This window comes from Roseburia sp. AM16-25, assembly GCF_003473825.1.
Taxonomy (GTDB): domain Bacteria; phylum Bacillota; class Clostridia; order Lachnospirales; family Lachnospiraceae; genus Pararoseburia; species Pararoseburia lenta.
In genome coordinates this window covers 596688-622093 of sequence record NZ_QUCW01000001.1, presented here as the reverse complement: position 1 = coordinate 622093, position 25406 = coordinate 596688, and the positions used below count along the sequence as shown (strand labels likewise).

Annotated in this window: 17 protein-coding genes; 15 read left to right on the top strand and 2 right to left on the bottom strand. The window is 45.2% G+C overall.

All coding sequences use genetic code 11. The annotated features are described in order from the left end of the window. The first annotated feature begins 128 nt into the window (after window positions 1–128). The 4 genes from DW183_RS03010 (at window position 129) to DW183_RS02995 (ending at window position 5415) form a co-directional block, all read left to right on the top strand. Window positions 129–1313: an MFS transporter gene (locus DW183_RS03010; protein WP_118280575.1), complete on the top strand. Its 1185-nt coding sequence runs from the start codon at window positions 129–131 to the stop codon at window positions 1311–1313. Between the two features lie 149 nt (window positions 1314–1462). Further along, window positions 1463–2662: a hypothetical protein gene (locus DW183_RS03005; RefSeq protein WP_118280574.1), complete on the top strand. Its 1200-nt coding sequence runs from the start codon at window positions 1463–1465 to the stop codon at window positions 2660–2662. A gap of 198 nt (window positions 2663–2860) precedes the next feature. Beyond that, complete coding sequence (locus DW183_RS03000) at window positions 2861–4723, top strand: AAA family ATPase (protein WP_118280573.1); 1863 nt, start codon at window positions 2861–2863, stop codon at window positions 4721–4723. Window positions 4724–4803: 80 nt separating this feature from the next. Continuing rightward, window positions 4804–5415 (top strand): hypothetical protein, encoded by a 612-nt coding sequence (locus DW183_RS02995; protein WP_118280572.1) that lies wholly within the window; start codon window positions 4804–4806, stop codon window positions 5413–5415. A 91-nt stretch (window positions 5416–5506) separates the two neighbouring features. Here the strand turns inward: DW183_RS02995 and DW183_RS02990 are convergent, their stop codons facing one another. After that, a complete protein-coding gene (locus DW183_RS02990) occupies window positions 5507–6703 on the bottom strand; it encodes a helix-turn-helix domain-containing protein (RefSeq protein ID WP_158573006.1) in 1197 nt (398 codons plus the stop codon). 153 nt (window positions 6704–6856) lie between these two features. Here DW183_RS02990 and DW183_RS02985 point away from each other — a divergent pair, with 153 nt between their 5' ends. The 7 genes from DW183_RS02985 (at window position 6857) to DW183_RS02955 (ending at window position 18291) form a co-directional block, all read left to right on the top strand. Beyond that, complete coding sequence (locus DW183_RS02985; RefSeq protein WP_118280570.1) at window positions 6857–8908, top strand: hypothetical protein; 2052 nt, start codon at window positions 6857–6859, stop codon at window positions 8906–8908. A gap of 29 nt (window positions 8909–8937) precedes the next feature. After that, complete coding sequence (locus tag DW183_RS02980; RefSeq protein WP_118280569.1) at window positions 8938–10317, top strand: MFS transporter; 1380 nt, start codon at window positions 8938–8940, stop codon at window positions 10315–10317. A 35-nt stretch (window positions 10318–10352) separates the two neighbouring features. Continuing rightward, window positions 10353–10979 carry an MATE family efflux transporter gene (locus DW183_RS02975; protein WP_118280568.1) on the top strand — a complete coding sequence of 209 codons (627 nt, stop codon included), beginning with the start codon at window positions 10353–10355 and terminating at the stop codon, window positions 10977–10979. Beyond that, window positions 10925–11698 carry an MATE family efflux transporter gene (locus DW183_RS02970; protein WP_118280567.1) on the top strand — a complete coding sequence of 258 codons (774 nt, stop codon included), beginning with the start codon at window positions 10925–10927 and terminating at the stop codon, window positions 11696–11698. Before DW183_RS02975 ends, DW183_RS02970 begins: the two co-directional genes overlap by 55 nt. A gap of 113 nt (window positions 11699–11811) precedes the next feature. After that, complete coding sequence (locus tag DW183_RS02965) at window positions 11812–14217, top strand: glycoside hydrolase family 3 N-terminal domain-containing protein (RefSeq protein WP_118280705.1); 2406 nt, start codon at window positions 11812–11814, stop codon at window positions 14215–14217. 8 nt (window positions 14218–14225) lie between these two features. Then, window positions 14226–15317 (top strand): family 43 glycosylhydrolase, encoded by a 1092-nt coding sequence (locus DW183_RS02960; RefSeq protein WP_118280566.1) that lies wholly within the window; start codon window positions 14226–14228, stop codon window positions 15315–15317. Between the two features lie 103 nt (window positions 15318–15420). After that, window positions 15421–18291, top strand: a complete 2871-nt coding sequence (locus DW183_RS02955; protein ID WP_118280565.1) for an alpha-L-rhamnosidase — start codon at window positions 15421–15423, stop codon at window positions 18289–18291. Window positions 18292–18369: 78 nt separating this feature from the next. Here DW183_RS02955 and DW183_RS02950 read toward each other — a convergent pair whose 3' ends face one another. Continuing rightward, on the bottom strand, window positions 18370–20211 hold the full coding sequence (locus DW183_RS02950; RefSeq protein ID WP_118280704.1) for a family 43 glycosylhydrolase: 1842 nt from the start codon (window positions 20209–20211) through the stop codon (window positions 18370–18372). 139 nt (window positions 20212–20350) lie between these two features. Here DW183_RS02950 and DW183_RS02945 point away from each other — a divergent pair, with 139 nt between their 5' ends. From DW183_RS02945 to DW183_RS02930, 4 genes are all read left to right on the top strand, one after another. Next, a complete protein-coding gene (locus DW183_RS02945) occupies window positions 20351–21571 on the top strand; it encodes a helix-turn-helix transcriptional regulator (protein ID WP_118280564.1) in 1221 nt (406 codons plus the stop codon). A 60-nt stretch (window positions 21572–21631) separates the two neighbouring features. Further along, window positions 21632–22687, top strand: coding sequence for a class II aldolase/adducin family protein (locus tag DW183_RS02940; RefSeq protein ID WP_118280563.1), 1056 nt, complete (start codon window positions 21632–21634; stop codon window positions 22685–22687). A 10-nt stretch (window positions 22688–22697) separates the two neighbouring features. Next, window positions 22698–23633, top strand: a complete 936-nt coding sequence (locus DW183_RS02935; protein ID WP_118280562.1) for an AraC family transcriptional regulator — start codon at window positions 22698–22700, stop codon at window positions 23631–23633. A gap of 252 nt (window positions 23634–23885) precedes the next feature. Then, window positions 23886–25238: an ABC transporter substrate-binding protein gene (locus DW183_RS02930; RefSeq protein WP_118280561.1), complete on the top strand. Its 1353-nt coding sequence runs from the start codon at window positions 23886–23888 to the stop codon at window positions 25236–25238. Window positions 25239–25406: the final 168 nt, after the last annotated feature.

Below are 25406 nucleotides of genomic sequence, written 5' to 3'. Positions count from 1 at the left end.
GTGGGTGTTCCGGGTCGCTGGAAAGGGCAGCGCGCATACATGAACGGACTGACGACAGATTCTGTTGTTAATTTTAAATTGCGGTTCTTATTTTAAAATGATAGGATGTTTGCGAGGAGAAAACAGAAATGAAAGACAAATATCAAAATACAATGTATGCCTGCTTTGTGGGATATATCGTGCAGGCGATCGTAAATAACTTCGTTCCCCTATTATTTTTAACTTTTGAAAGTTCTTATGGAATACCTTTGAGCCAGATTACTATGCTGATCACCTTCAATTTCGGTATCCAACTCTTGGTGGATCTTTTATCGGCAAAGTTTGTCGACAAGATAGGATATCGGGTGTCGATCGTAATGGCTCATATTTTTGCTGCGCTTGGTCTGGCAGGACTGGTGGTATTGCCGGATCTTTTGCCAAATGCCTTTGCCGGGCTTTTGATCGCCGTGGTCATTTATGCGATCGGCGGCGGTCTGATCGAGGTTCTGATCAGCCCGATCATGGAGTCCTGTCCGAGTGAAAATAAGGAAAAGGCAATGAGTCTTTTACATTCCTTTTATTGCTGGGGGCATGTCGGCGTGGTACTGCTATCCACCCTCTTTTTCTGGTTTTTCGGCATTGCAGACTGGAAGATCTTAGCCCTTTTATGGGTCATTATTCCGGTCTGCAATGGCATCCTTTTTTGCAAGGTGCCGATCGCGCCATTGATCGAAGAAGGGGAAATAGGTATGTCCCTGTGGGAACTGTGTAAAAATCGTATCTTCTGGATCTTGATGCTTATGATGATGTGTGCCGGGGCCAGTGAGCAGGCGGTCAGTCAGTGGGCATCCACCTTTGCGGAGCAGGGCTTGGGCGTGAGCAAGGCGATCGGAGATCTGGCAGGTCCGATGTCATTTGCCATCCTGATGGGAAGTGCCAGAGCATTTTACGGCAAGTTTGGTGACCGGATCGATCTGGATAAATTTATGCAGGCGAGCAGTCTGCTTTGCATTGTTTCCTACTTGTGCATTTCGCTCTCACCGTCGCCACTCTTTTCTCTGATCGGCTGTTCCTTGTGTGGACTGTCTGTCGGTATCATGTGGCCGGGGACTTTCAGCAAGGCATCCGCGGCATTGCGAAATGGCGGAACTGCCATGTTTGCCCTACTGGCGTTAGCGGGTGATGTCGGCTGCTCCGGTGGTCCGACACTCGTCGGTTTTGTCACAGGTCTGGCTTCGGATGATCTGAAAAAAGGAATTCTGGCGGGGATCATCTTCCCGATCCTGCTCATTGTGGGGATTGTTTCCTTGAAGAAGGCGAAACGCTATGCTTAAGCATTTAGGATAAAAAGGACATAGACAACATGCCATGGTTGGGATAGAAGCAGACGGAAAGAACTTGCAAGGATCCCGGGTTAATGAAATCGCACCATCCGCCGATATGTATGTTACAGAGAGAGGGAGCGGAAAGGCGGTGCGAAAATATGAGGATAGCAAGCAGCAATGTGGCGATGGCATCCAGCCATCAGGAAACAAAATTTTCCTACAAACAGTCTATGACCATGGAGGCGGCAGCATCCAAAAATCTTGCAGGGGCAATTTTTACAAAATCCGAGGAAATGGACGGGGCAGATTACCGGACCAGTATGCTGGAATATAAAAAGCAGCAGGAGCAGGAAGCCGCGCAAAAGCGCAAAGAAAATGAAGAACGTTCCGCAAAGGAGATGCTGGAGCGGACCAAGAGCACAAATAGGACCAACGGAAGCGGACGCTTGGAAATGTCTGATCAGTACAAGATCAAACTGGAGATGATCAAGCGGATGTTTGAACTTTTGCGTCAGGGCAAGAGCCTTATGGATTCCGGGCTTGCCACTTCGGATTCCAACAATGTATTGGATCTGCGTTCTCCATTTTACCGCAATCAGGATATGGAAAGTTCCTGGAGTTCAAGCGGCAGTGATGGTAGCAGTATGGGATCAGAACTTCCGGTGATCGGGACGACGGGCAGCGGCACCATCTGGCAGAGGGTGACGGCGACTTCCGGTTTCTATACCGAGGCAGAGTCTACGACCTTTGCAACCAGCGGAATCGTGCGTACAGTAGACGGCAGGGACATCAATTTTAATATGGAGGTCTCCATGTCGCGGGCATTTACGGCAAGTATCAACAGTCTGGAAGTGGAGTCTTACATCAAGACAGATCCTCTGATGATCAATCTGGATACGGATATCGGCAGTGTGTCCGATCAGAAATTCTTCTTTGATCTGGATACGGATGGCAAAGAAGAAGAGATTTCTTTTGCGGGCAAGGGCAGCGGATTTCTGGCATTGGACCGCAATGGCGATGGAAAGATCAATGATGGATCCGAATTATTCGGAACCAAGAGCGGAGACGGCTTTAAGGATCTGGCAGCCTATGATGCGGATGGCAATGGCTGGATCGATGAAAATGATGCCATTTTCTCCCAGTTAAAGATCTGGACAAAAGATGAGGACGGCAAGGACAAACTGATCAGTTTAAAGGATGCAGATGTTGGTGCCATATATCTTGGAAATGCGGATACACAGTTTTCTTTAAAGGATGACGACCATAAGTTAAATGGCGAGATCAAAAAGACAGGAATTTACCTCCACGAAAGCAGTGGCGAGATAGGCACCGTTAATCACGTAGATTTGATTGTATAACGTATTCCAAAATGGAATGAGAGGAGGGCAAAGAGAATTGCTCTCCTTTTTTGGCGATCATGATGTTATATTTCGCAAACCGCAAACTATAATGATTATTCCGCAAACTGTAAATTGATATATTGCGGAAAGTGAGGTATAATTTGCGATATAAGGATATAAACTAGTGTTATATAAGATTGAGACGGAGTGAGCATTATGAAAACCTGCAAGGAAATTGCAAAAGAATGGAAGATGTCGGAGCGTAGCATAGCAAATTTATGTAAACAGGGACGTATTGCTGGTGCTGCAAAAGTCGGTAAAAGTTGGCAGATTCCAGATGATGTGGTTCGACCTGTAGACTTGCGTCGAAGGGAAACAACAGTAGAAAATAATGGCAAATCTTACAGGAAGAAACCTCTTCCTATCGGCATTTCTGATTATGTAAGAGCACAGGCAGAATATTATTATGTCGATAAGACCATGCTGATTAAAGAATTTATTGATCGTAAGCCACTTGTTTCGTTGTTTACCAGACCAAGGAGATTCGGAAAGACCTTGAATATGGATATGCTTCGTGTTTTCTTTGAAATATCAGAGGAGGATACAAGCATTTATTTCAGGGACAAGGAAATCTGGCAGGCAGGAGAAGATTATACCAAGTATCAAGGGAAATATCCGGTGATTTTTCTGACCTTTAAAGATGTTAAATTTGATTCATGGGATGCCACGATGGATAAGATCCGCGGACTTTTACAGGATGAGTTTGGAAGACATAGTCAACTTCTGACAAGTGAAAAACTAGAGGAATATGAACGTGATTATTTTCGGGCAGTTTTACAGGGGACAGCAGGAAGCGTGGAATTGACCGCAGCATTGGAGAATCTTTCCAGAATGTTGCATAAGCATTATGGCATTGCCCCAATCATTATTATTGACGAATATGATATCCCGATCCAAGAGGGCTATGCTAAGGATTTTTATGAAGATATTGTTGGCTTTATGCGCAATTTCTTCTCTGGGGCTTTTAAGGACAACAGGAATCTTTCATACGGATTTTTGACAGGAATTTTACGGATTGCGCAGGAGAGTATCTTTAGCGGACTCAATAATCTGACAGTCAATTCTGTGATGGATACAGAATATGATAGGTTCTTCGGCTTTACGGAAAGTGAGGTTGACAAGATGCTGTCATATTATGATGTGGCGGAGAAAAAGACTGAGTTACAGGAATGGTATGACGGCTATCTGTTTGGTGATACAGAAATCTACAATCCATGGTCGGTCATTAATTATATTGCAAAGGGATGCAGACCACAGGCATATTGGGCAAATACAGGTAAGAATGAGATACTTGCGGATGTTTTGCGGGAAGCAACAGATGATATTACGGAAAGATTGTTTGCACTTTTGCAAGGAGAAACGGTATTGGCATGTATCAATCAAAATGTTGTCTATCGTTCACTAACGGAAGAGCCGGCGAATGTCTATAGCCTGTTGATGGTTGCCGGATATTTAAAGGCGGTCAAAAAGGAATTACAACCGGACGGAGCATTTATGTGTCAGATTTCGATTCCCAATAAGGAAATTGCAGCGGTATATAAAGGAGAGGTTCTTTCACATTTGCTACAAGTGGGACTTATTACACAGTCTACAGCAAATAAAATCGCAGAAAGTCTGTATGTAAATGATATGGCGAAACTGCAAACCGCAATTATGGAATACATGAAAAAAACGATCAGTTTCTATGATGCAGGGGCAGAAGGGTTCTATCATGGCTTATTATTAGGCTTGATGGCTTTATTAGACAATCAATACAAGATACGTTCCAACCGGGAAGCGGGTGAAGGTCGTTATGACATCGGGTTGATTCCAAAAGAGAAAAAGTATCCGGGCATTATCATGGAACTCAAATGGGCAAGAGATCTTTCAGAGAGGGAATTACAAAGTCTTTCGGAAAAGGCATTAGTACAGATTGATTCGAAACATTATGCGGATGAAATGAGAAATGAGGGAACGAAGGAACTGATGAAATTAGGAATTGCTTTTTCTGGGAAGAAAGTTATAGTAACTGCAGGGTAAAACGGACGGTAAACTACATTTTTCATGCTTTCTGCCGATATAAAAGGTAATGACACTATAATCGGCAAAAAGGAGAAGGTATGGAATTAGGAATCAACGACATCAGAAATACGCAAAACATTCAAAATTTAAAGAGCGCAAAGCGGCAGGACGACAGTTTCGCAGATACGATCCAGTTGCCGAACCGCGATATGAGCGGCGGACATGCGCCATATGATTATCTGGCAAAAGATGGAGAAATCAATTACAATGGCGTTATCTTCCGTCTGGATACGAAGCAGAACCAGTTGCATCTGGGAGATACGTCGGATAAGTCTAAGTGTTTAAATATCCAATTATCTGGTGGGGGATATTTGGTTGTTAATAAAGATAATTTAGGGCAGTTGTCTGATGTGATCGGCATGTTTAATGCCAAAGACCAGTTCCTGATCTTAAATGCCCTTATGATGGAAAGAAAGATTAAGGAAACCAAGGGTGAGATCGAAGAAGCAGACTCCATCATGATCGGTGGAAAGGCTTATACGCAAAAAGAGTGGGATCAGACCATCGACCGTTTTGATGAAGCCGAGGAGAATTTGCAAGAGCAAGTAGATCAGGCGGAGGAAGAAGCCGCACAAAAGGCAATGTCCGAAAGTGATATCCATATCGCCTATGAGCGCATGAGAAAACCGAGAAGGGATAAGACAGCATAGAAATCTATATAACAGTAAAAAATTATAATCTTCCATAAAAAAGTGCATCCATATCAGGGTGCACTTTTTGTATCCAGTAAAAATGAGTTTCTTAGATAGCCTCCTGCTTATTCTTCCACTCCAAGGGTGTCATGCCACTGTATTTTTTAAAAGTATTACAAAAATAGGTAACGGATGAAAACTGTAGCATATCCGAAATCTCCGTTGCAGAGTATTCTCCGCGTTCCAAGAGATATTTAGCTTCATTTATCTTGCAAGCGGTCAGATGCTTGGTAATGGTGGTGCCGGTGGCTTTTTTGAATTCGCTGCAGACATAAGAATTACTAAAGCCAAGGGCATCTGCAATTCGCGTGGTGGACAGTTTTTCGTAAATATGTGATTGGATATAGGCGTTGACCTGATTGGCGATCATGGAATTGGTGTGCAGGGTCTTTAATTTACGTACTTCTTCCGTGTAGTGAGTGGAAAACTGGTAAAAGAGATAGTTCAACTCATTGACATTCTTTGCGTGAAGCAGTTGATCAATATAGTAGTCGGATATGGTATTGACAGTTGCAAGATCTGATCCCTCAGCGCGGGCAACGCGGGATAACATGGTGTTGGCACCAAAGATGTAACCCCGGCGGAGTTCCAGGTCAAAGTTATCCGGTTCATTGCCGGAGGAGTCCAACAGGATAGCATTAAAAAAACCAACCAGTTCATCTGTCTTGCCATGTCTTACACAATCTACAATATGGTCTTCTACATAGGCAGATTGTGCTGCATTTTTGTCTTGATCTTCGTCGTTTAAAATTACCGGGAGTTGTGCTGGGACGAGATGTTCCCAAGTAAAAGAAATGCTGGAAATTTCCGGCGCAGTACAATGGTTTAGCAGCAAATACAAAAGAGATACATGGTGCCGCAGTTGTGGCACGCCAATATGTTGGATCAAGTTCAATTGCTGACGGAAGTCCATGGCATCTCTTTTTTCTTGTCCTAAGCGCGCCAAGATGGCTTTTGCCTGTTTTAGGGTGCAATCTGTAAGCAGGAAGGGACCAAAAAGTAGAATTTCACCGGTTTCTTGAATTCGCAGTCCTCCAAAATAAAGATTTTCTCTTGTTGTAGTAATCCAGGTATCCGGGAGTTCCTTTGGCAGACTGGACAAAAGATAGAGAGGAAGATTATATAACTGGATCTGTGCGGCAATATTGGAACTGTAGCGGATCTCCTGCTCATAAAAGATATGGATGGGGATGCCGGTGGCAAGCGTATATTCATCTAATTCCTGTCTGGTCAAATTTTCTAACATATGGGTGCCTTCTTTCCATAGCGCTTTTTCTTGGAATATATCATAAAAAATTATCAACAACAAGAAAAAAATGACATAATCAAAAATTTTCATATGCTATCTTTTTTTTACAAGATAACGTTATTGAAAACCATTTCAAAGGAGTGAAGAAAGATGGAAGATAAATTATATGTACCGGCAGAAGATCCGTATTTCAGAGATCCATACATTGATGTTGAGGAATGGCGCGATACGCCAGTTCGTCATTATTATGTGCATGGTGGATTCCATGGTACGGATATCAATGGCGAAAGTGAGGCGCGATTTGCCTTATATTTCCCGGAAAAAGAGAAATATGAGGGTAGATTTTTCCAGTATTTGTCTCCGGCACCGGAAAGTGAAAATGCGACAGAAAGTCAGACGGGCGAGGATAATAAAATTGCCTTTGCACTCACACATGGAGCATATTTTGTGGTTTCCAATCAGGGCGGATTTATGTTAGGAGGAGACTCCAGCCGCCTTTATAAGGTCAGTGCAAATACGGCAGAGTTTTCGCGAAAAGTTGCAAAACGCATTTATGAGGCAGAGGAGAGACCTTATGGTTATGTCTTTGGCGGCAGTGGCGGGTCTTTCAAGGTTATGGGCTGTATTGAGGGAACGGATGGCGTTTGGGATGGAGCGGTTCCTTATGTGATGGCAAATCCAATGGCAGCACCAAATGTCTTTGCACCGCGTATGCGTGCAGTACGTCTGCTCGGCGAAGAAGGTATGCAAAAAGTCGTTACAGCGCAGGAGCCCGGCGGGAGCGGTGACATCTATGAGGGCTTAAACGAAGACCAGAAGCAGGCGTTAAAAGAGGCGACCAGCATGGGATTTCCACCCAAAGCATGGTTTGATTATCCATATATGGGAGACGGTGCACTCATGGTACTGGTTCCGGCAGTTTATCAGATGTTTCCTACTTACTTTAAGGATTTCTGGGAAAAGGAAGGCTATGAAGGGGCAGACCCTGAGAGTAATGAGGCTAGAGCCCATATGAAACTTGTGACGACAGTGGAGCATTTGGACTATGACTATGCGGAACCGGAATTATCAGAAGAAGAAAAAAATACGGTGGATACCAGTTGGCTTAATACAATCCTTGGTGGAGAAAAATTACCGCATATATATTTGAAGGATGCAATACCGGCAGATACCTATACCTATCATTGTCGTTTTAAAGTCTTAGATGGTGCATGTGCAGGAAAGGAAATCAATATTAGCAGTATAGATGGGAATATGCTGGAACTCCATCCGGAGAACGACGGCAAGCATGAAAATCCTTTCAAAGAGTTGAAGCCGGGAGATCAGGTTATGATTGACAATGGCGATGCTATTGCCATGCAGTGTTTCCACAGACATCAGTTGCCGGACGAGACTTATGATGTGTATGATCAGTTTCGCAATGAGGACGGCAGTCCGAAATACACACAACTGCCTATGCTGGTGGCACCAATGACAGCCATCAGTGGTGCAGGACTGATGCCGACGGGAAATATCCATGGCAAGGTAATCGGCATATGTTCCATGATGGACGAAAGTGCCTGCCCATGGCATGGAGACTGGTATCGCAAGGCGATCGGACGCTGTGGTATTGATGAGCAGGACCATTTCCGCCTCTACTATCATGACAATAGTATCCATGACGATCGTGCGGGTTATCTGGACGATCCGCAAAATCAGGTAGATTATTTAGGAACTCTGCATCAGGCACTCTTGGATGTGGCTGCATGGTGTGAAAAGGGGATCGAGCCGTTTGATACCATGAATTATACCTATGCAGACGGACAGATTACTTTGCCAAAGGGGGCAAAAGAGCGTGGCGGCATGCAGCCGGTTGTATCAGCAGTAGTAGAAAATGCAGCAGGACAAAGCGACTATGACGGCAAGGTGACCAGAGCAAAAGTCGGTGAAAACATATGCTTCAAGGCAGTGATCGAAGTTCCGCCCAAGGCTGGAAAAGTAACACATGCAGCATGGGATTATGAAAAGACAAATGACTGGTCCAATGATGAGGTCATCGAGGCAGTGGATGATACTACATACAAGATTGAAGCAGACCATGTATTCACCAAGCCGGGTATCTATTATCCGGTTATCAAGGTGGCAAGCAACCGTCATGGCGATGCCGGCGACATCTTCACCCAGTGCAAGAACTTAGATCGTGTGAAGGTCATTGTAGAGTAGATTTACCATAAGAGAAGGAAGGGTTAAGAATGGGAACAGAAATGAAAGAAGAGAAAAAGGGAAAAGTTGGAATATTAAAATTCTGGACATGGAACTTTAGAACTATGTCCGCCGGTATTCAGGCAGTGCTGATCGGTTATATCGTATTTTATTGCACGGATGTTTTAGAATTAAATGCAGCCTTAGTTGCAACACTGCTCATGGCATCCAAGATCTTTGACGGTGTGACCGATATTTTGGCAGGTTATCTTGTTGATAAGACACATACCAGGTTGGGCAAGGCAAGACCTTACGAATTTGCTATTATTGGTCTTTGGGTCGCAACATGGGCGGTATTTTCTGTGCCAACATCTTTGTCAACGGTGGCAAAGTGTGTTTGGGTCGTTGTGGCATATACTATGGCACAGTCAGTATTTAATACTTTACTAAATGCAAATAACACAGCCTATATGGTAAGAGCATTTAATAGTCAGCAGACCTATGTCAAATTGAGTTCCATCGGAGGTTTGGTAACGGTCGCTGGTGTTGCAGTCTTTAATGTGGTATTCCCGACTATGATGGCAAATGCAGGTACAGATGCCGGAAAATGGAGCCATATGATTCTTATGCTTGCAGCACCACTTGCTATTATTGGAATCCTCCGCTTCTTCTTTGTACCGGAGAAATATGATGTGGATGCCGGAAGTGCAAGTGTTAATTTCAAAGAAGTTATTACTCTTTTAAAAACGAATAAGTACATCTATTTTGTAGCGCTGGTTACTTTGGTGGCACAGATTATATCTGGTTTTGGTGTATCGGTTTACTATTTTACCTATATTGTAAAGAACTTAAGCCTGATGGGAATTATGTCACTCTTTACGGTTGTTGCCATGCTTACCATGATTGCATATCCGGCTATGTTGAAGAAAATGAGTGTAAAAAACCTGATTCAGTTAGGATGTGTTTTCTATATCGTAGCGGGTCTTGTTTTATTCCTTGCAAAGGATAATATGGCGTTGTTGGCAACCGGTAATATTTTGATGGGAATGGGAACTTTACCGATTTCTATGATGGGACCGCTTCTGATCATTGAGTGTGCAGATTACAATGAATGGTGTGGCAGACCTCGTATGGAAGGAACACTGGGAAGTATAAATGGTTTTGCCAATAAGATCGGTTCTGCTATCGGAACCTTCCTTTGTGGGGTACTTATGGCTGCATCCGGTTACGTCGGAAGTGCTGGAGATACAGCAGTTTTACCGGATTCTGCCCTTATGATGATCCGTTTGCTTTACAGTTTGATTCCTGCGGCTTTCTTTGCCGTGGTTCTTTTCTGCTTGAAGTTCTATACTCTGGATAAAAAGATTGATGGTATGCGAAAAGAAAATGAGGAACGCAGACAAAATGCAGAAGTAATGGAAGAAGCATAAAAACATATAAATACACAGAATGAGGAGGCTATAGAGTGAAATCAAGCAAGACCATACATATGACCGAGGGCAATGAGGTGATGCAGATTCTGCGATTTATGCTTCCCATGCTGGTCGGTGCGGCCTTTCAACAATTATATACTTTTGTCGATTCCATCGTGGTCGGACGCTATGTTGGCCCTGTAGCCCTCGGTTCTGTGGGAGCCGCGGCAGGTATTGTCAATCTCTTTATGGCACTTTGCGTCGGATTGTCCGGCGGTGTCAATATCTGCGCTGCCCAGTCCTTCGGTGCCGGGGACGAAAAGAAATTAAAGCAGGTGGTTGCAAATTCGGTTTATGTGACATTGGCATCCGGGCTTGTTATGGGACTGATTGGCTTGATCCTAGCCCGTCCTATCCTGCTTCTTATGGGAACACCGGCAGAAAATCTGACCTACGCATTGGTTTATATGCGACTGGTCTGTGGGGCTATGGTGATTACAGCCGCCTATAACACGATTTCCCAGATTCTGCGTGCTCTGGGAGATTCGGTCACACCCCTGATCTATATTGTCATATCCAGCCTGATCAATGTAGGGATGGATATTGTGCTGGTCTATATTTTTCTATGGGCGTCGCAGGTGTGGCGATCGCGACTGTTGTGGCACAAGGTGTATCTGTGATTGGTCTTTGGCTGCACGGCAGGAAACATCTTGCCTGTATGCAGTTACAGGGGCAGGATATGCAACCGGACTGGCATCTGATCCAGAAAATTTGTGAATTAGGGATCCCCTTGGCATTGCAAAACGCCATGGCATCCATTTCGGGAGTGGTATGTCAGGGAATTGTCAATTCCTTTGGCAGTCAGGTCATGTCAGCCTATACGATTGTATGTCGTTTGAATGAATTTTTTATGCTGCCATTTGGCTATTACGGCATGGCGATGGCTAATTTTGCCGGGCAGAATACCGGCGCAGGAAAATACGATCGTATTTACCGGGGCTGTCGGCGTAGTTTATACATCACAAGTATATATTCCCTTGTCTGCATGGCTATCATTCTTGCCGGCAGACAGATTTTGGTAGCGATGTTTGTGGGTGATGCGATGATTGCTGGATTGGCAATCCCGGGATTGCTGATCAATGGCGCATGTATGTTGATCCGTCAGATTATCTATATTTTTAAGGCGACGCTCAATGGAGCAGGCGATGCCTTTTTTACCTTGTGGAATGGAGTGGTTGAGGTTGTTGCCAATATCCTCTTTATGTTTGCCTGTACAAGTTGGCTTTCTTTGGGGCATATGGGTATCTGGTATAGCATGATTCCGGCAGCGGTTTTGTCAGCCATGTTGTCGGCGGGGCGTTTTTACAGTGGAAAGTGGAAGCAGAAGCGGATTTTTTAAGTTAGATTCTGCCTATCGGATTTCGGATAAAAAGTATCGGAATGCTGGATAGAGTGATTTAAAGTAAGCAGATAAGATAAAGATATCATGATGAAATGAGTGAGGTTATGTATATGAGTGAAAAATATTTAGATTCATCCCTGACACCGGAAGAAAGGGCAGAGGATCTGCTTGGGCGTTTGTCAGTAGAGGAAAAAGTGTATCAGGTTTCCGGTATTTGGGCACAACAGGTGGATGAACCGGGACAGATTGACTATGGTATCGGACAGGTATCAACACTTGAGATGCGCCAGAAAAAGACCATGCGTGAGTGTGTGGACTGGCAGATAGAAATACAAAAGAACGTCATGGAAAAAAGTCCACATCATATCCCTGCAACTTTTCATATGGAGGGGCTTTGCGGAGCCTTTATTCAGGATGCCATGAGTTTTCCATCAGGCATTGGCAGAGGTTCCTCTTTTGATGTGGAATTGGAAGAAAAAATCGGGAAAATCGTCAGTCGTCAGGAACAGGCAGTTGGAATCACACAGGTTTTGGCACCGGTTCTGGATGTCACACAGGATCCGAGAATGGGACGCGAGGGCGAGACTTATGGTGAAGACCCGACGCTAAATGGCATTATGGGGGCATCCTATACCAGGGGCATACAGGATCATGTAGACGCGGACAATGGCAGACGTTGTGATGCCTGTGCCAAGCATTTTATGGGATTTCACAAGTCGACTGGCGGTATCCATGGTGCAGATGTATCTGTGAGTGACCGGGAAATGATCGAAAAGTTTGGAAAGCCATTTCAGATTGCCATCAAAGACGGTAATCTGCGTGGTGTCATGCCTTGCTATTGCACTTCGGGTGGCAGTGCATCTTCTTCCAATAAAAAGATGCTGACACAGGTCTTGCGTGAGGAGATGGGTTTTGACGGGGAAGTTCTGGCAGATTACGGTGCAATCGGAAATCAGCATCGTTTTCAGGGACTTTATGAGACCATGGATCAGGCAGGTTATGCATCTATCCGTGCCGGCATGGATGTAGAATTGCCGATGCGAGAGGCATACAATGATGACTTTATCGCCAAGTTCAAGTCTGGGGAATACGATATGCAGTATCTGGATCGGGCGGTAAAACAGGCTTTGACCGCCAAATTCCGTCAGGGGCTTTTTGAACATCCTTTTGCCTACACCGGTCAGGAATTAGAGAAAAAATTTTATGGCAATACAGAAGAAGATAAAAAGATTTCCCTACAGTCTGCCAGAGAGTCTATGGTACTTTTGAAAAATGATGGCACATTGCCGGTCAAGAATCATACAAAGAAGATCGTGCTAGTTGGTCCGCAGGCAAAAAATGCCCGCTTTTTCTTTGGAGGATATACCCATCTTTCCATGGCTGAGGCACCATTTGCGGCATACAATGCCATGGCGGGCGTGGATATTGAAACAGCAATTACAAATGCCGGATATCAGTTGATCCCGGGAACCAATATCCAGAGTGATGATATTGAGGAAATGGACAATCTGCTTCGTTTGCAGAAACCGGATTGTAGGAGTCTGTTAGAAGAAATGCAGGAAATGATGCCGGAGACAGAAGTCGTATGGACCTATGGCTATCCGATAGCCGGGGATGACTGCTCCCATCATGCGGAGGCGTTAAAGGCTATGGAAGGAGCAGATCTGGTCATCTTTATGCTGGGCGGCAAGCATGGCTCCTGCTCGGTATCTTCTATGGGCGAGGGCGTGGATGGAACAAATATCAATCTGCCGATCTGTCAGGATGTTCTGATCCAAAAAGCGGCAGAATTAAAGATTCCTATGGTCGGCGTGCATATGAATGGACGACCGATCTCCAGCGATATTGCAGACAAATACTTAAATGCCATCATTGAGGCTTGGAATCCATCGGAGATGGGGGCACAGGCGATTGCGGAGACTTTGCTTGGTATCAACAATCCAAGTGGAAAGATGCCGGTAACAACAGCAATTCACGCCGGACAGTTGCCGCTACAGTATAATCTGTACAATGGCTCTGCCTGGAGTCAGGGGGATAGTATCGGATTTAAGAATTATGTAGACTGTTCCCACAGACCACGTTATGCGTTTGGCAGAGGGCTATCCTATACGACCTTTGAATATTCCAATCTTTCCTGCAATAAGGAAGAAGTCGCACCGGATGAGACAGTGCAACTATCTTTTACCCTTACCAATACAGGAAATCTTGCAGGAACCGAGATTGTACAGATCTATGGCAAGGATGTCTATGCATCACTGGCAAGACCAATGCAGGAATTGATCGGTTTTGCCCGTGTGACATTGCAGCCACAGGAAACTAAGAAGATTCAGGTGGAGGTTTCTCCGTCCCAGATGGCATTCTTAGACGAGGATATGCAGTGGAAGATAGAAAAGGGCGAGATCAGACTACGGATCGGATCATCTTCTGAGGATATCCGCCTGGAAAGTAGTTTTTCTGTGACAGAAGATGCATTTATAAAGAGCAGAGATAGAGTTTTTGTGGCTCGCGTTGAGTAGGAGGGAATATGTACGATTCTTTTAGACCGGGACAAGTATGGCTGGATACCGAGGGAAAACGCATTCAGGCTCACGGCGGTTCTGTCATTTATGTTGATGGCATTTATTATTGGTACGGAGAAAACAAGGAATTTACGGATGGAACAAATGATGTCTGGACCTATGGTATCCGTTTTTACAGGTCAAATGACTTATATAACTGGGAGGATCTTGGCTTAGTGATTCCTCCGGATACGGAAGATGAGAACTCGCCTTTAAATCCCACGAATTGTATGTTGGATCGACCGCATATTATCTATAACGAAAGAACAGAAAAATACGTTTGTTGGGTAAAGATCATGCACAAAGAGGGACATCAGGATGAAGCCGTATTAACGGCAGACAAGATTACTGGTCCCTATACGCTCGTGAATCAGGGGATTCGTCCACTTGGTATGAGTGCGGGGGATTTTGATCTGGCTGTTGCAGAAGACGGAAAGGCCTATTATTATTTTGAACGTGTACATTCTGAGACGATCTGTGCGGATCTTAATGAGGAATATACAGATGTAACAGGTTTTTACAGTGCACATTTTCCACATCCACATCCTCCATATGTCAGAGAAGCAACAGCCCATCTGTTCCATAAACACAAACATTATCTGCTGACATCCGGAACAAGTGGATATCTGCCAAATCCGTCAGAGGTGGCTGTGGCAGATAGTTGGCACGGTCCATATATGGTGCTGGGAGATCCGCATCCTGAGGATGTTTCACATACATCCTTTCACTCTCAGATCTCTTGTATCTTCAAGGTGGAGGGAACAAAAGATTTATATATTGCGGCGGCAGACCGTTGGTGTCCGGATTGCATGGATTTAGACTACGAATTCTATGCAAAAGTTTACGATAAATTATTTTCCGGGACCGAGGAAGAAAAAAGCCGCATACGTCAGATGCCGGAATTTTCGCGAATAGATGATATGGGAAGAAATACTTCCATTGCTGATTATGTCTGGCTGCCAATTCGATTTGTAGAGGCGTGTGAGGAATACCCACAGGGGATGGTTTTTATCGACTGGAAGGATGAATGGCGTTGGCAGGATTATGTGGGAAAATAAGAGGTTTTATATCACCATATTTTTCCGACTGTATTAAAGATAGTATGGGTAGTGTCTTCTGTGCTATATTAAAAGAAAAGTAGGACAATTGAGGAGGTAAGCCATGGAAATTTATGCATTACAGGTCAATCACCTGAGTAATCCATTGGGGTATGCATTGGGAAAAGGGAAACTGTCCTTTTCGTGGAAAGTAAAAGAGGCCAAAGGAAAGGCACAAAAGTATGCCAGGCTGCGCATTGCGGCAGATGAGGTCATGCAGGAGATTTTGTTTGATTCGGGGGAAGACAGGGAGGCAAATAGTCTGGGTTACAAGATCGATTTTAAGACAGAGCCGCGGACGCGCTACTACTGGACTCTTGAGTTGGCATCTGATGCGGATGAAGTGACTGTTAGTGCGCCGCAATTTTTTGAGACAGCAAAAATGGACGAGGCATGGATCGGAAGATGGATCACTTGTGCCGCTGAACAGGCCAGACATCCTTATTTTGTACAAGACATTGCTGCCAAAGAAGAGGTCGCAAAAGCGAGACTCTATGTGTGTGGTCTGGGACTTTATGAGGCGTATTGGAATGACGAAAAGATTGGCAACGAATATTTAACACCATATCAGAATAACTATAACCGCTGGGTTCAGTATCAGACTTATGATGTGACTGAGCAGGTAAAAGATGGAGGAAAACTGCGTATTCTTTTGGGAAACGGCTGGTATGGCGGACGTTTTGGCTTTAGCGCACATGAGGAAAAAGGTTATTTTGGAAACGCTAAAAAGTTAATAGCGGAAGTGGTAGTTACCTATGCGGATGGTACAGAGGAGATCATTGGAACGGATGAGACCTGGCAGATCGAAAGAAGCCGGATCACATATGCATCTATCTATGATGGTGAACAGGTGGATCAGACACTGGAAGATCTTGCAGTAGAGCCGGTTATCCTTTGTCGTACTTTTGAAGAACTTGCCGCAGCAGGAAAGACGGACGGACAGATGGTAGATGATATCAGTCAGCCGGAGAAAGATGAGCAGATTCCAAGAGGGCATCTGACTGCCCGGTATAGTCTTCCGGTTGTGGTTCATGAGCAGATGCAGCCGCAAGAATTGATTCACACACCAAAGGGCGAAGAGGTCTTTGACATGGGACAGAACTTTGCAGGTATCTTTACCTTGCGTGTTCATGAAGCCCGGGGAACCAAGATTCATATCCAGACAGGTGAGGTTCTGCAGGATGGATGCTTTTATAATGAGAATCTTAGAACCGCAAAGTCGGAATATATTTATATCTGCGGTGGCGGCGAGAAAGTCATACAGCCGCATTTTACTTTTTATGGCTATCGCTATGTCAAGGTCACAGGAGTCAGCAATCTGAAAACAGAGGATTTTACAGGGCTGGCACTCTATAGTGATGTGGCTTATACGGGTGACATCACAACCGGGCACAAACTTGTCAACCAATTGATTTCAAATGTTCGCTGGGGAATGAAAGGAAATTTTGTGGATGTGCCTACGGATTGTCCGCAGAGAGATGAGCGTATGGGTTGGACCGGAGACACACAGGTCTTTTCGCCGACAGCGACATTTTATGGAGATACCTATGCATTTTACCGCAAGTATCTGCATGATATGTATACGGAGCAAATAGATCTGGAGGGCATGGTGCCAGATGTGGTGCCATCGGTCGGTGTGCATACCTGTGCCTGCGTCTGGGGAGATGCAGCATGTATCATTCCATGGAATATGTATAAGTTTTATGGGGATGAGCAGATCCTTGCAGATCAGTATGAAAGCATGAAGGCCTGGGTCGAATATATCCGACGCCTTGACGGTGATGATCACGGATGGCGCCATGTATTCCACTATGGCGACTGGCTGGCACTGGATAATCCGTCAGGCAAGGCAGATGAGGTCATGGGCGGTACGGAAGAAGGCTATATCGCAAATATCTACTATGCTGCGAGTGCTGAAATTGTAGCAAAAGCCGCAGAAGTTCTTGGAAAAGAAGATGATGCAAAAGAATACAATGAACTTGCAAAACGTGAGTTTGCTGAAGTGAAAAAAGAGTACTTCTCACAGACGGGCAGATGCTGTATCAAGACGCAGACAGGTCTTCTGCTGGCATTGAAATATGGGCTTTCCGATAATGTCGCGTTGACGCGTGATATGTTGAAAAAATTATTTACTGCAAACGATAATAAATTACAGACCGGATTTACAGGTATGCCGATCATGTGTCCGACACTATCAGATAATGGCATGAATGATCTGGCTTACACTCTCCTATTAAATGAGGAATATCCGGGCTGGTTACATGAGATCTTACTGGGAGCAACAACCGTATGGGAACGTTGGAACAGTCTGGATGAAGAAGGGCATATCTCAAGTACGGGAATGAATAGTTTGAACCATTATTCCTATGGATCTGTAGTGGAGTGGGTCTACCGCTATGTGTTGGGATTTCGTGTGGATGAAGCAGATCCTGGTGCAAAACATTTGAACATCGCTCCATCCTATAACTGGAATCTGAAGGAAGCGGCAGGAAATTTTGACAGTGCAGCAGGTAATTATAAAGTGGCATGGAAGATTGTTGATCCGACGCAGGTAAGCCTTTCTGTGCAAGTGCCATTTGATGCAAGTGCTGACATTGTACTTGCGGATGCGGTAGAAGACACTTATGCGGATAAGGAAAATCCTTTATTTGCAGATGTATGTGATGGTGTATGCCATGTGGGCTCTGGTACGTATGAGATAACGTATCAGGTAAAGACAGCGCTTAAGAAGTCTTATAGCACCTATTCCACAGTGCGTGAATTGAGATCGAATGCAGCGATTGTTAAAGATTTGGGTGAGAAAATGGGATTGGATCGTATGCCAACGCAGATGATGGATATGAGCCTGCGCGATATAATGGAAAAATATGCGGGCGCTGCCGGAATGGGAACAGAAATGCTGGATCAGTTAGATCAGGTGTTGGCACGGTTCTAGAAAGACAGATATTGCTATTGGCGGTTTTAAAGTTTTGTAGGCCTCACTTGCGTGAAGCCTACATTTGCCAGTATGAATTTAACGAACCTTTAAGATGTCGCCTCTTGTGATGCCGCTTTCGTTAAAGGCATCCACGCGCAGGAAGAGTGACTGGTCTTTGATAAGTCCTCCGATTTCTACGGAGTCATCAAAGGTCATATAAGAGTGGTAGAGTTTATCTGGCGCATAGCCCCAGTTGATGACATGACCGCTGGCATCATCCGATGCAGCCCAATTTACCCAAAGATCAAGAGCCGTCGTAAGTTCAAAAGTAACTTCGGCGGTTTTTTGCGGTTTTGGGCTATCTCCCAGGCCGAAGATGCGGAGACCGCTGATGGCAGGAGTCTGATCGTATGGCAGTTCTGTGACGGTCAGACGGATAAAACGCGCCTCTATGCCATCCTCGGAAACGATCAGATCATGCGGTAGGTCTGTATTTGCATTTCGTTTGTCTGTGATGGTGAAAAAGTGCGTGCCGTCCACAGAGCCTTCCAACAACCAGCGGGTCTTTTGCGGATCGGTATCAATCCAACGCTGCTGCATGAGGGCCTCATTTAAATGGAAGTCGTCCGGCAAAGGATCCGGGGTAAAGGCATCATCTGCAAAGTTGATCTGGATGGCATGGATATCATAGACCTTTCCCAGATCGATCTGCAGCCAAGGTTTTTCATCCTCTGATGCGGCTTTCCACCAAGTCTGGACATTTTCATCCGTGGCATTTGCCGGAGCATAATCTGTGACGATCTCAACCGTCTTTCCCATTCTCTGTGCCGTAGGATCCGGTTCGATCTTTTTCTCTGAAACAGAAGAAGCAGAAGCCCCGGCTCCATAGGATAAGAGCATCCACTCTGGATCCGCCCAAGGATCTGCTTTCAAGGCATCCATATCCTGTGGCCAGTCGCCGTATCTCTGGTTGCAGAAAAGATCGCCGTTGGCATCGTATCCGGCAGACCATAGACCGATACGGCGTTCAAAGTTATGGTTTTTGCAGATACGCATGGTAGAGGTGTGCCAGATGCGGCCTTCTTCATCCTCCATGGTAGAGCCGTGTCCGGCACCCGGTAAAAATCCGCCCGGCTTGTAGGAATAAGGATTGTTCTGTGCCAGAGCATAAGGACCGAGTGGCGCATCACTGATATAAACAGCGTCGTTATAAATATTATGACCGGAAGAAGGCGTAGCATATTGTAAATAATACTTTCCGGCATGCTTATTGACCCAGACGCCTTCCATATAAGGCAGTTCCAGCAAGTAGTTCTTTGCGGCTTCCTTCATGCTTTCCGGCATAGGCTGGCTTTCGATCATGGCAAGGATGCCTGCCTGCTCCTCCGGTGTATGGCTTGGCTTGTGGTTTTCTCCGTTTCTCTCAAAGCCTTTGATCTCGGTATCAATCTCACAGAGTGCCTGTTTTTTCCCGATCGGCTGCATGCTGGCAGGATCCAGTTCTACCCCATACAAAGGCTCCGAGGTTGAAGATCCCCAGAAAAAGTAGAATCTGCCGTCATCATCTACAAAGAGATTGGGATCCCAGAAAGGAAAGGCTCCGTCAAATGTCTCATAAGTATCAGAAAAAGGATCGGTGGTGCGATAGTAGATACCCTTGTCGTGGCTGGATGCGCAGAAATAAAGATAATCGCCACAAACGCGGACATCCGGTGCATAGTCGTAGATCGGCAGATGGGTCGTTGTAAATAATTCCCAGTTTACCATATCTTTGCTATGCAAAAAGCCGGCGGTCATGGAAGGGAAGATATAGTAGGTTCCCTTAAAGTAGATCATGGATGGATCCGCAGCCTCACGCGAAGCAGTCACGCCATTCTTCTGTGTGCCGTTGAACTGATAGCGGTATCCGAAATTGATAGGATTACAATAAATGTTCATGTGTAAACACCCCACTTTCTTATCATTCTTACCCTTATCATAGATGCAAAATACATAGTCGTACATTCGTATTTTTGCGTTTGCTATCATATTTTGGTAAAATATATCATATTCTGTGAAAGGAAAGAGAGGAGCCGGCATGGCAATGACAACAAAAGATTTTCAGGAACTTCTTTGTGCGGTGGAGCATTTATATTATTGGCAATGTGACGTGAACGGAAATATACTTGAGACCAACGCGCCCCGGAATATCCGGCAAGGGATCCATTCTCTTTTTATACAAAGTGATTTTCCGCAAAAGGTAGAGATTTATAGCAAGGATGCAGATACACCCTATGCCCTCGGTATGTATATGGGCTTGGAATGGTTTGTTGTTATCGAAAAGAAAAATGGTAACTTAGAGCAGATGCACCTGCTCGGACCGGTCTTTTTTTCGCCGGTCGATGAGGAACAACTGGAGGACTTTTTGCGGGAGTATGAAGGGCAGGGGATGGCTTTCCACAGCAGGCATCTTTTGATCCGCAGCCTAAAAGAACTTCCGGTCATCTTTCAGAAATATTTCACCCAGTACGCCCTCATGCTGGATTTTGTGGTAAATCATCGTCATCTGTCCTATGAAGATGTCAATTTTCATGTCAAAGATCCGGTGGATGAAAATAAGGAGACAAGACCTAGACTTTATCGGGAGAGTCGTATCTTTCTTGCAGAGATGCTGGGACGGCTTGCGATGGGAGATTTGTCTGTCTTGCAGGATAAAAAGATGAAACAAGGTATGAACTATGCCATGCTTCCGACAAATGCGGCGGCGATCACGAAACCCGGTCGCACCTTAAAAGATGCGGCTTTGATTTTTACAGCAAAATGTGCTGATGCTGCTGTCTCAGGCGGCATGAGCCCGGAGATTGCCGATGCCCTGGCAGACTCTTATATGGGACAGATCGAAAAAGACCTATCCGGGGTGGAACTCATGCGTCTGATGGGAAGGATCTACGAGGACTATCTGCGGCGCGTGCATGCGATCAAGGAGGAGGCAGGAAAATATTCGGAAAAGACGCAGGCGTGTATGGATTATATTGATCTGCATATCAAAGAAAAGATCAATGTGACGACCATAGCCCAGACCAGTGGCTATTCTGTCTATTATCTGTCACGTCAGTTTTACCGGGAGACAGGGGAACACCTGCCGGCATACATACGGCGGAAAAAGATAGAATATGCCGCAATGTTATTGCGTACGACAGACTTAGAAGTTGCCCGGATCGCGGAGGATCTGTCCTTTTGTTCGGCAAGTCATTTTTCGGACTGCTTTCATAAGACTATGGGATGTTCGCCCAGCGCATATCGGGCGCGCATAGAGTAGCCAGTTTGCGGAAAACCTGTTATACTTTGAAACAGAAAACGTTTTGACAAGGGGGAGCGTATGGCATATAGCAGAGAAGAAGCGGCAGAACTTATCATAAAAGCCGGCTATGCCTTAGTGGAAAAGGGGCTGATTGCCCGTACCTGGGGCAATATCAGTGCCCGGCTTTCGGATACAGAATTTCTGGTCACGCCAAGCGGCATGGGCTATGACCGCCTGACACCGGACAAACTTGTGGTCTGCAAGATCAGTGACTGTTCGTATGAGGGGGAGATTAAGCCGTCCAGTGAAAAGGGTGTCCACGGTGAGGCATACAAATACCGACCGGATGTGAATTTTGTCATCCATACCCACCAGTTATATGCGACTGCGGTCGGTACGACGGGAAAGAGCCTGTCGGCAAGGACTGCGGAGGAAGAAAAGATCCTGGGGGCGGATGTCATCAGTGCAAAATATGCGATCTCATCCACCAGGCATTTGATGCGCAATGTTTCGGATGCCATTCAGAAAAATACCGCAAGCAATGCCTTTTTTATGCGTTATCATGGGGTGCTTTGTCTGGGAAGGGACTATGACCATGCTTTCGCTGTCAGCGAGACCTTGGAAGATATCTGCAAGGACATTATTTGCAGGAAAGACCAGTTGATCGTGGACGAAATACGCATGACAGATCCAGGGACCATCGCACAAAGTCTGGGGATAAGTCTTGACGACTTACAGGCTTTGGTGGATAAGACCGGAAAGAAAAGCCTGCTCTTAGATACTTCAAAAGTGGTAGAGGACATAGCGGGAACCGAGACAAAGATCTATCCTATGATCGATGACATGGCGCAGATCGCAGGCGTGCGTTTCTTATGTCTGGCTCCTGCGGATGGGACATTCCTTACAAAGGCAGAAAGCCAGTTGCAAAAGAAGACCTGTGTCTTTATCCGGGGGATCGGCGCGCTCTGTCTGGCATCGGATCCGGAAGAAGCAGAAGCGGTCGCTATGGTCTTGGAGAAAAATTGTCTGGCATATGCCTATGGGCGCAGACAGGGAGAGTACGCGCATCTGGGACTTTTGGATGCAGCCTTACAGCGCAACACCTATGTGAAGAAATATTCCAAATTGAAATAGAGGGACGGACATGGCAAAGAAGAAAAAGCGGATGGAGTACCGCTACTATGAGATCCCGGCAGACACCTATGTACTTCCCCTGCTCGGAAAAGGCTGGGAGCAGGAGTACGGCGTAGGCATTCGGGATATGCTTCATTTTCATAATTATATGGAGATCGGCTATTGCTATCATGGGGACGGGGAACTGATCATTGAGGACAGGACCTATCATTATTCGGGCAAGCAGTTTACTATCATTCCTGCCAATATCCCCCATACGACCAACAGTTCACCGGGGCATATCTGTAAGTGGGAGTATCTTTTTGTGGATATTGACCGCTTTGTAAGGACGGAAATGCATCTGGATGCCTTGTTAGAAGACCGTGTGCTTAGTGTCATTAACCGGCGGGGTACGATGAAAAGCGAGCAAAATCACGGCATCATGGCACGCCTGATCCTAAATATCATCCGGGAATACCGGGATAAGACCATCTATTATGAGGAGAGCGTGCGCGGTTATCTCTATGCCCTCGTGGTCGAAATGATGCGGCTTGCAGAGGAGCGCGACCGTTCCATGCATACGCATCGTGTCAACGAATACATCCGCGATGCCTTAGAATATGTAAATACGCATTACATGGAGCAGGTGCGTGTGGAGGATATTGCCGAGGCGAGTGGACTGAGCGAGAGCCATTTCCGCCGTGTCTTTGAGGATGCCATGCATATGAAGCCGTTGGATTATGTGAATCTGGTGCGCGTAGATAAGGCGTGCGGGCTGATGGCAAGGCAGGACATTTCCATGGAGGAAGTTAGTTTTCGCGTGGGCTACCAGACCCAGTCGACCTTCAACCGCAACTTTAAGCGTTTGACGGGCTATAGTCCAAACCAATGGAAGCATAAAGAAAATTATCAAGAGGGTATTCTGAAAAATTATCAGATCAGTGCATTAAAGGGCTGGGAAGCATGACTTCCCGGCTTTTTCTTATTTTGTGCAATATGTTCAAAATTTGGGAGTAAAGTTCCTGCAAATTGTTCAAAGAGGGAAACGAGAAATGTGAAAATCGTTTCTGAATGGTTGATTTTGCAAAAAAGAGGCGCGTTTTTAATCACAAATAATCAAATGGCTAGGTATAATAGATTTATATTCAAGCAAAGGAAATCTCAAAGACATTCACTCACACGGATTTCCAAATAAGCGATGTTTAAAGGAGGATTTTTAATGAAGAAGAAAGTCGTTTCTTTATTGCTGGTTGGGGTACTGGCAATGTCTACATTCGTAGGATGTGGAAGTAAGGGAAGCAGTGATGCAACGTCAGATGACTCAAGTTCAGATGACAGCAGTGCAGCAGCAATGTACACCTCAGATGATGAGAACACATTGACCGTTGCAGCATGGGATGCAAGTTTCAACATCCCGGCAATCGAGGCAGCAGCAGAGGCATACAAGGAAAAGAATCCGGATGCCAAGATCGAGATCATCGAGCAGTCTCAGTCAAAGGATATTGAGAATGCAGTCACAACAGCAGCAGAGGCTGGAGACTACAGCAACTTACCGGATATCGTATTATTCCAGGATCATTACATTCAGCAGTATCAGGCAAACTACCCGGATGCATGGCAGGATGTAGATGACGCAGACATCGATTGGAGCGATTTCGGATCAGAGAAATTATCATTCTCTACCATCGATGGCAAGCACTATGGTGTTCCTGTAGATAACGGTACAGTCGTATTTGCATACAGAGTTGATCTTTTACAGGAATGTGGCTACACATTAGATGATGTTACCGGAATCACATGGGACAAATTCATCGAGATCGGTGAGCAGGTTTACAACAAGACAGGCAAGTATCTTCTTTCAATGGACGGTAGTGGAAATGACCTTCCTTACATGATGCTTCAGGCAGAAGGCGTTTCACAGTTCAAGGATGGCAAGGCTAACTTAGTTGGCAATGAGACATTAGAGAAGATCTTAGACGTGATCGAGAGAATGCAGGAAAAGAACGTATTACTTCTTGAGAACGACTGGGATGGTTACACCAACGATATCCAGAAGGATAAGGTTGCAGGTGTTATGAATGGTAACTGGATCATTCCTACCATTGAGAAGGTTGATGAGAACTCTGGTAAGTGGGAGATCACTTCTATGCCTACACTGAGCGGCGAAGAAGGATATGCTTCTAACGGTGGTTCTTCACTTTACATCACAGCAAACTGCAAGGGTGACAAGGTTGATCTTGCAAAAGACTTCTTAGCATACACCTTTGGTGGTGGTGAAGGCGCAATCGATACATACGACAATGCACTTCGTAACGGTGGTGTTATCACAACATGTATCTCAGCTGGTAAGTCTGATGTTTACCAGGAAGGCGTTGCTTACTTCAACGATCAGCCAATCTACGCTAAGATCGTAGAAATGGGAGCAAACGTTAAGACTGTTGAGCAGAGTGATTACCACTACACACTTCGTGAGAAGTTGTCAGCAGCAATCACAAACATCCACAATGGAACATCTATTAAGGATGCAATTCAGCAGACACAGGATGATATCGACTTTGCAATGGAAGAGTAATTCCATACATTATATTTAAAAAAGCGGGGAATCGGATCTTCCGACTCCCCGTTTTCCATAAAGAAACCTCAATGAAATCGAAAAGGGGGGCTTAACTTGAGCAAGCAGCATAAGAGTTTGAACATACAGGGTAAACAACAAAGAGCAGGCTGGTTCTTCTTGGCGCCT

Excerpts from the sequence above, each read along its gene's own strand:
- DW183_RS02980 (WP_118280569.1), top strand. The coding sequence starts at position 8,938 with ATGGGAACAGAAATGAAAGAAGAGAAAAAGGGAAAAGTTGGAATATTA.
- DW183_RS02990 (WP_158573006.1), bottom strand. The coding sequence starts at position 6,703 with ATGTTAGAAAATTTGACCAGACAGGAATTAGATGAATATACGCTTGCC.
- DW183_RS02970 (WP_118280567.1), top strand. The coding sequence starts at position 10,925 with ATGGGCGTCGCAGGTGTGGCGATCGCGACTGTTGTGGCACAAGGTGTA.
- DW183_RS02930 (WP_118280561.1), top strand. The coding sequence starts at position 23,886 with ATGAAGAAGAAAGTCGTTTCTTTATTGCTGGTTGGGGTACTGGCAATG.
- DW183_RS03010 (WP_118280575.1), top strand. The coding sequence starts at position 129 with ATGAAAGACAAATATCAAAATACAATGTATGCCTGCTTTGTGGGATAT.
- DW183_RS02955 (WP_118280565.1), top strand. The coding sequence starts at position 15,421 with ATGGAAATTTATGCATTACAGGTCAATCACCTGAGTAATCCATTGGGG.
- DW183_RS02985 (WP_118280570.1), top strand. The coding sequence starts at position 6,857 with ATGGAAGATAAATTATATGTACCGGCAGAAGATCCGTATTTCAGAGAT.
- DW183_RS02940 (WP_118280563.1), top strand. The coding sequence starts at position 21,632 with ATGGCATATAGCAGAGAAGAAGCGGCAGAACTTATCATAAAAGCCGGC.
- DW183_RS02945 (WP_118280564.1), top strand. The coding sequence starts at position 20,351 with ATGGCAATGACAACAAAAGATTTTCAGGAACTTCTTTGTGCGGTGGAG.
- DW183_RS03005 (WP_118280574.1), top strand. The coding sequence starts at position 1,463 with ATGAGGATAGCAAGCAGCAATGTGGCGATGGCATCCAGCCATCAGGAA.
- DW183_RS02960 (WP_118280566.1), top strand. The coding sequence starts at position 14,226 with ATGTACGATTCTTTTAGACCGGGACAAGTATGGCTGGATACCGAGGGA.
- DW183_RS02995 (WP_118280572.1), top strand. The coding sequence starts at position 4,804 with ATGGAATTAGGAATCAACGACATCAGAAATACGCAAAACATTCAAAAT.
- DW183_RS02950 (WP_118280704.1), bottom strand. The coding sequence starts at position 20,211 with ATGAACATTTATTGTAATCCTATCAATTTCGGATACCGCTATCAGTTC.
- DW183_RS02965 (WP_118280705.1), top strand. The coding sequence starts at position 11,812 with ATGAGTGAAAAATATTTAGATTCATCCCTGACACCGGAAGAAAGGGCA.
- DW183_RS03000 (WP_118280573.1), top strand. The coding sequence starts at position 2,861 with ATGAAAACCTGCAAGGAAATTGCAAAAGAATGGAAGATGTCGGAGCGT.
- DW183_RS02935 (WP_118280562.1), top strand. The coding sequence starts at position 22,698 with ATGGCAAAGAAGAAAAAGCGGATGGAGTACCGCTACTATGAGATCCCG.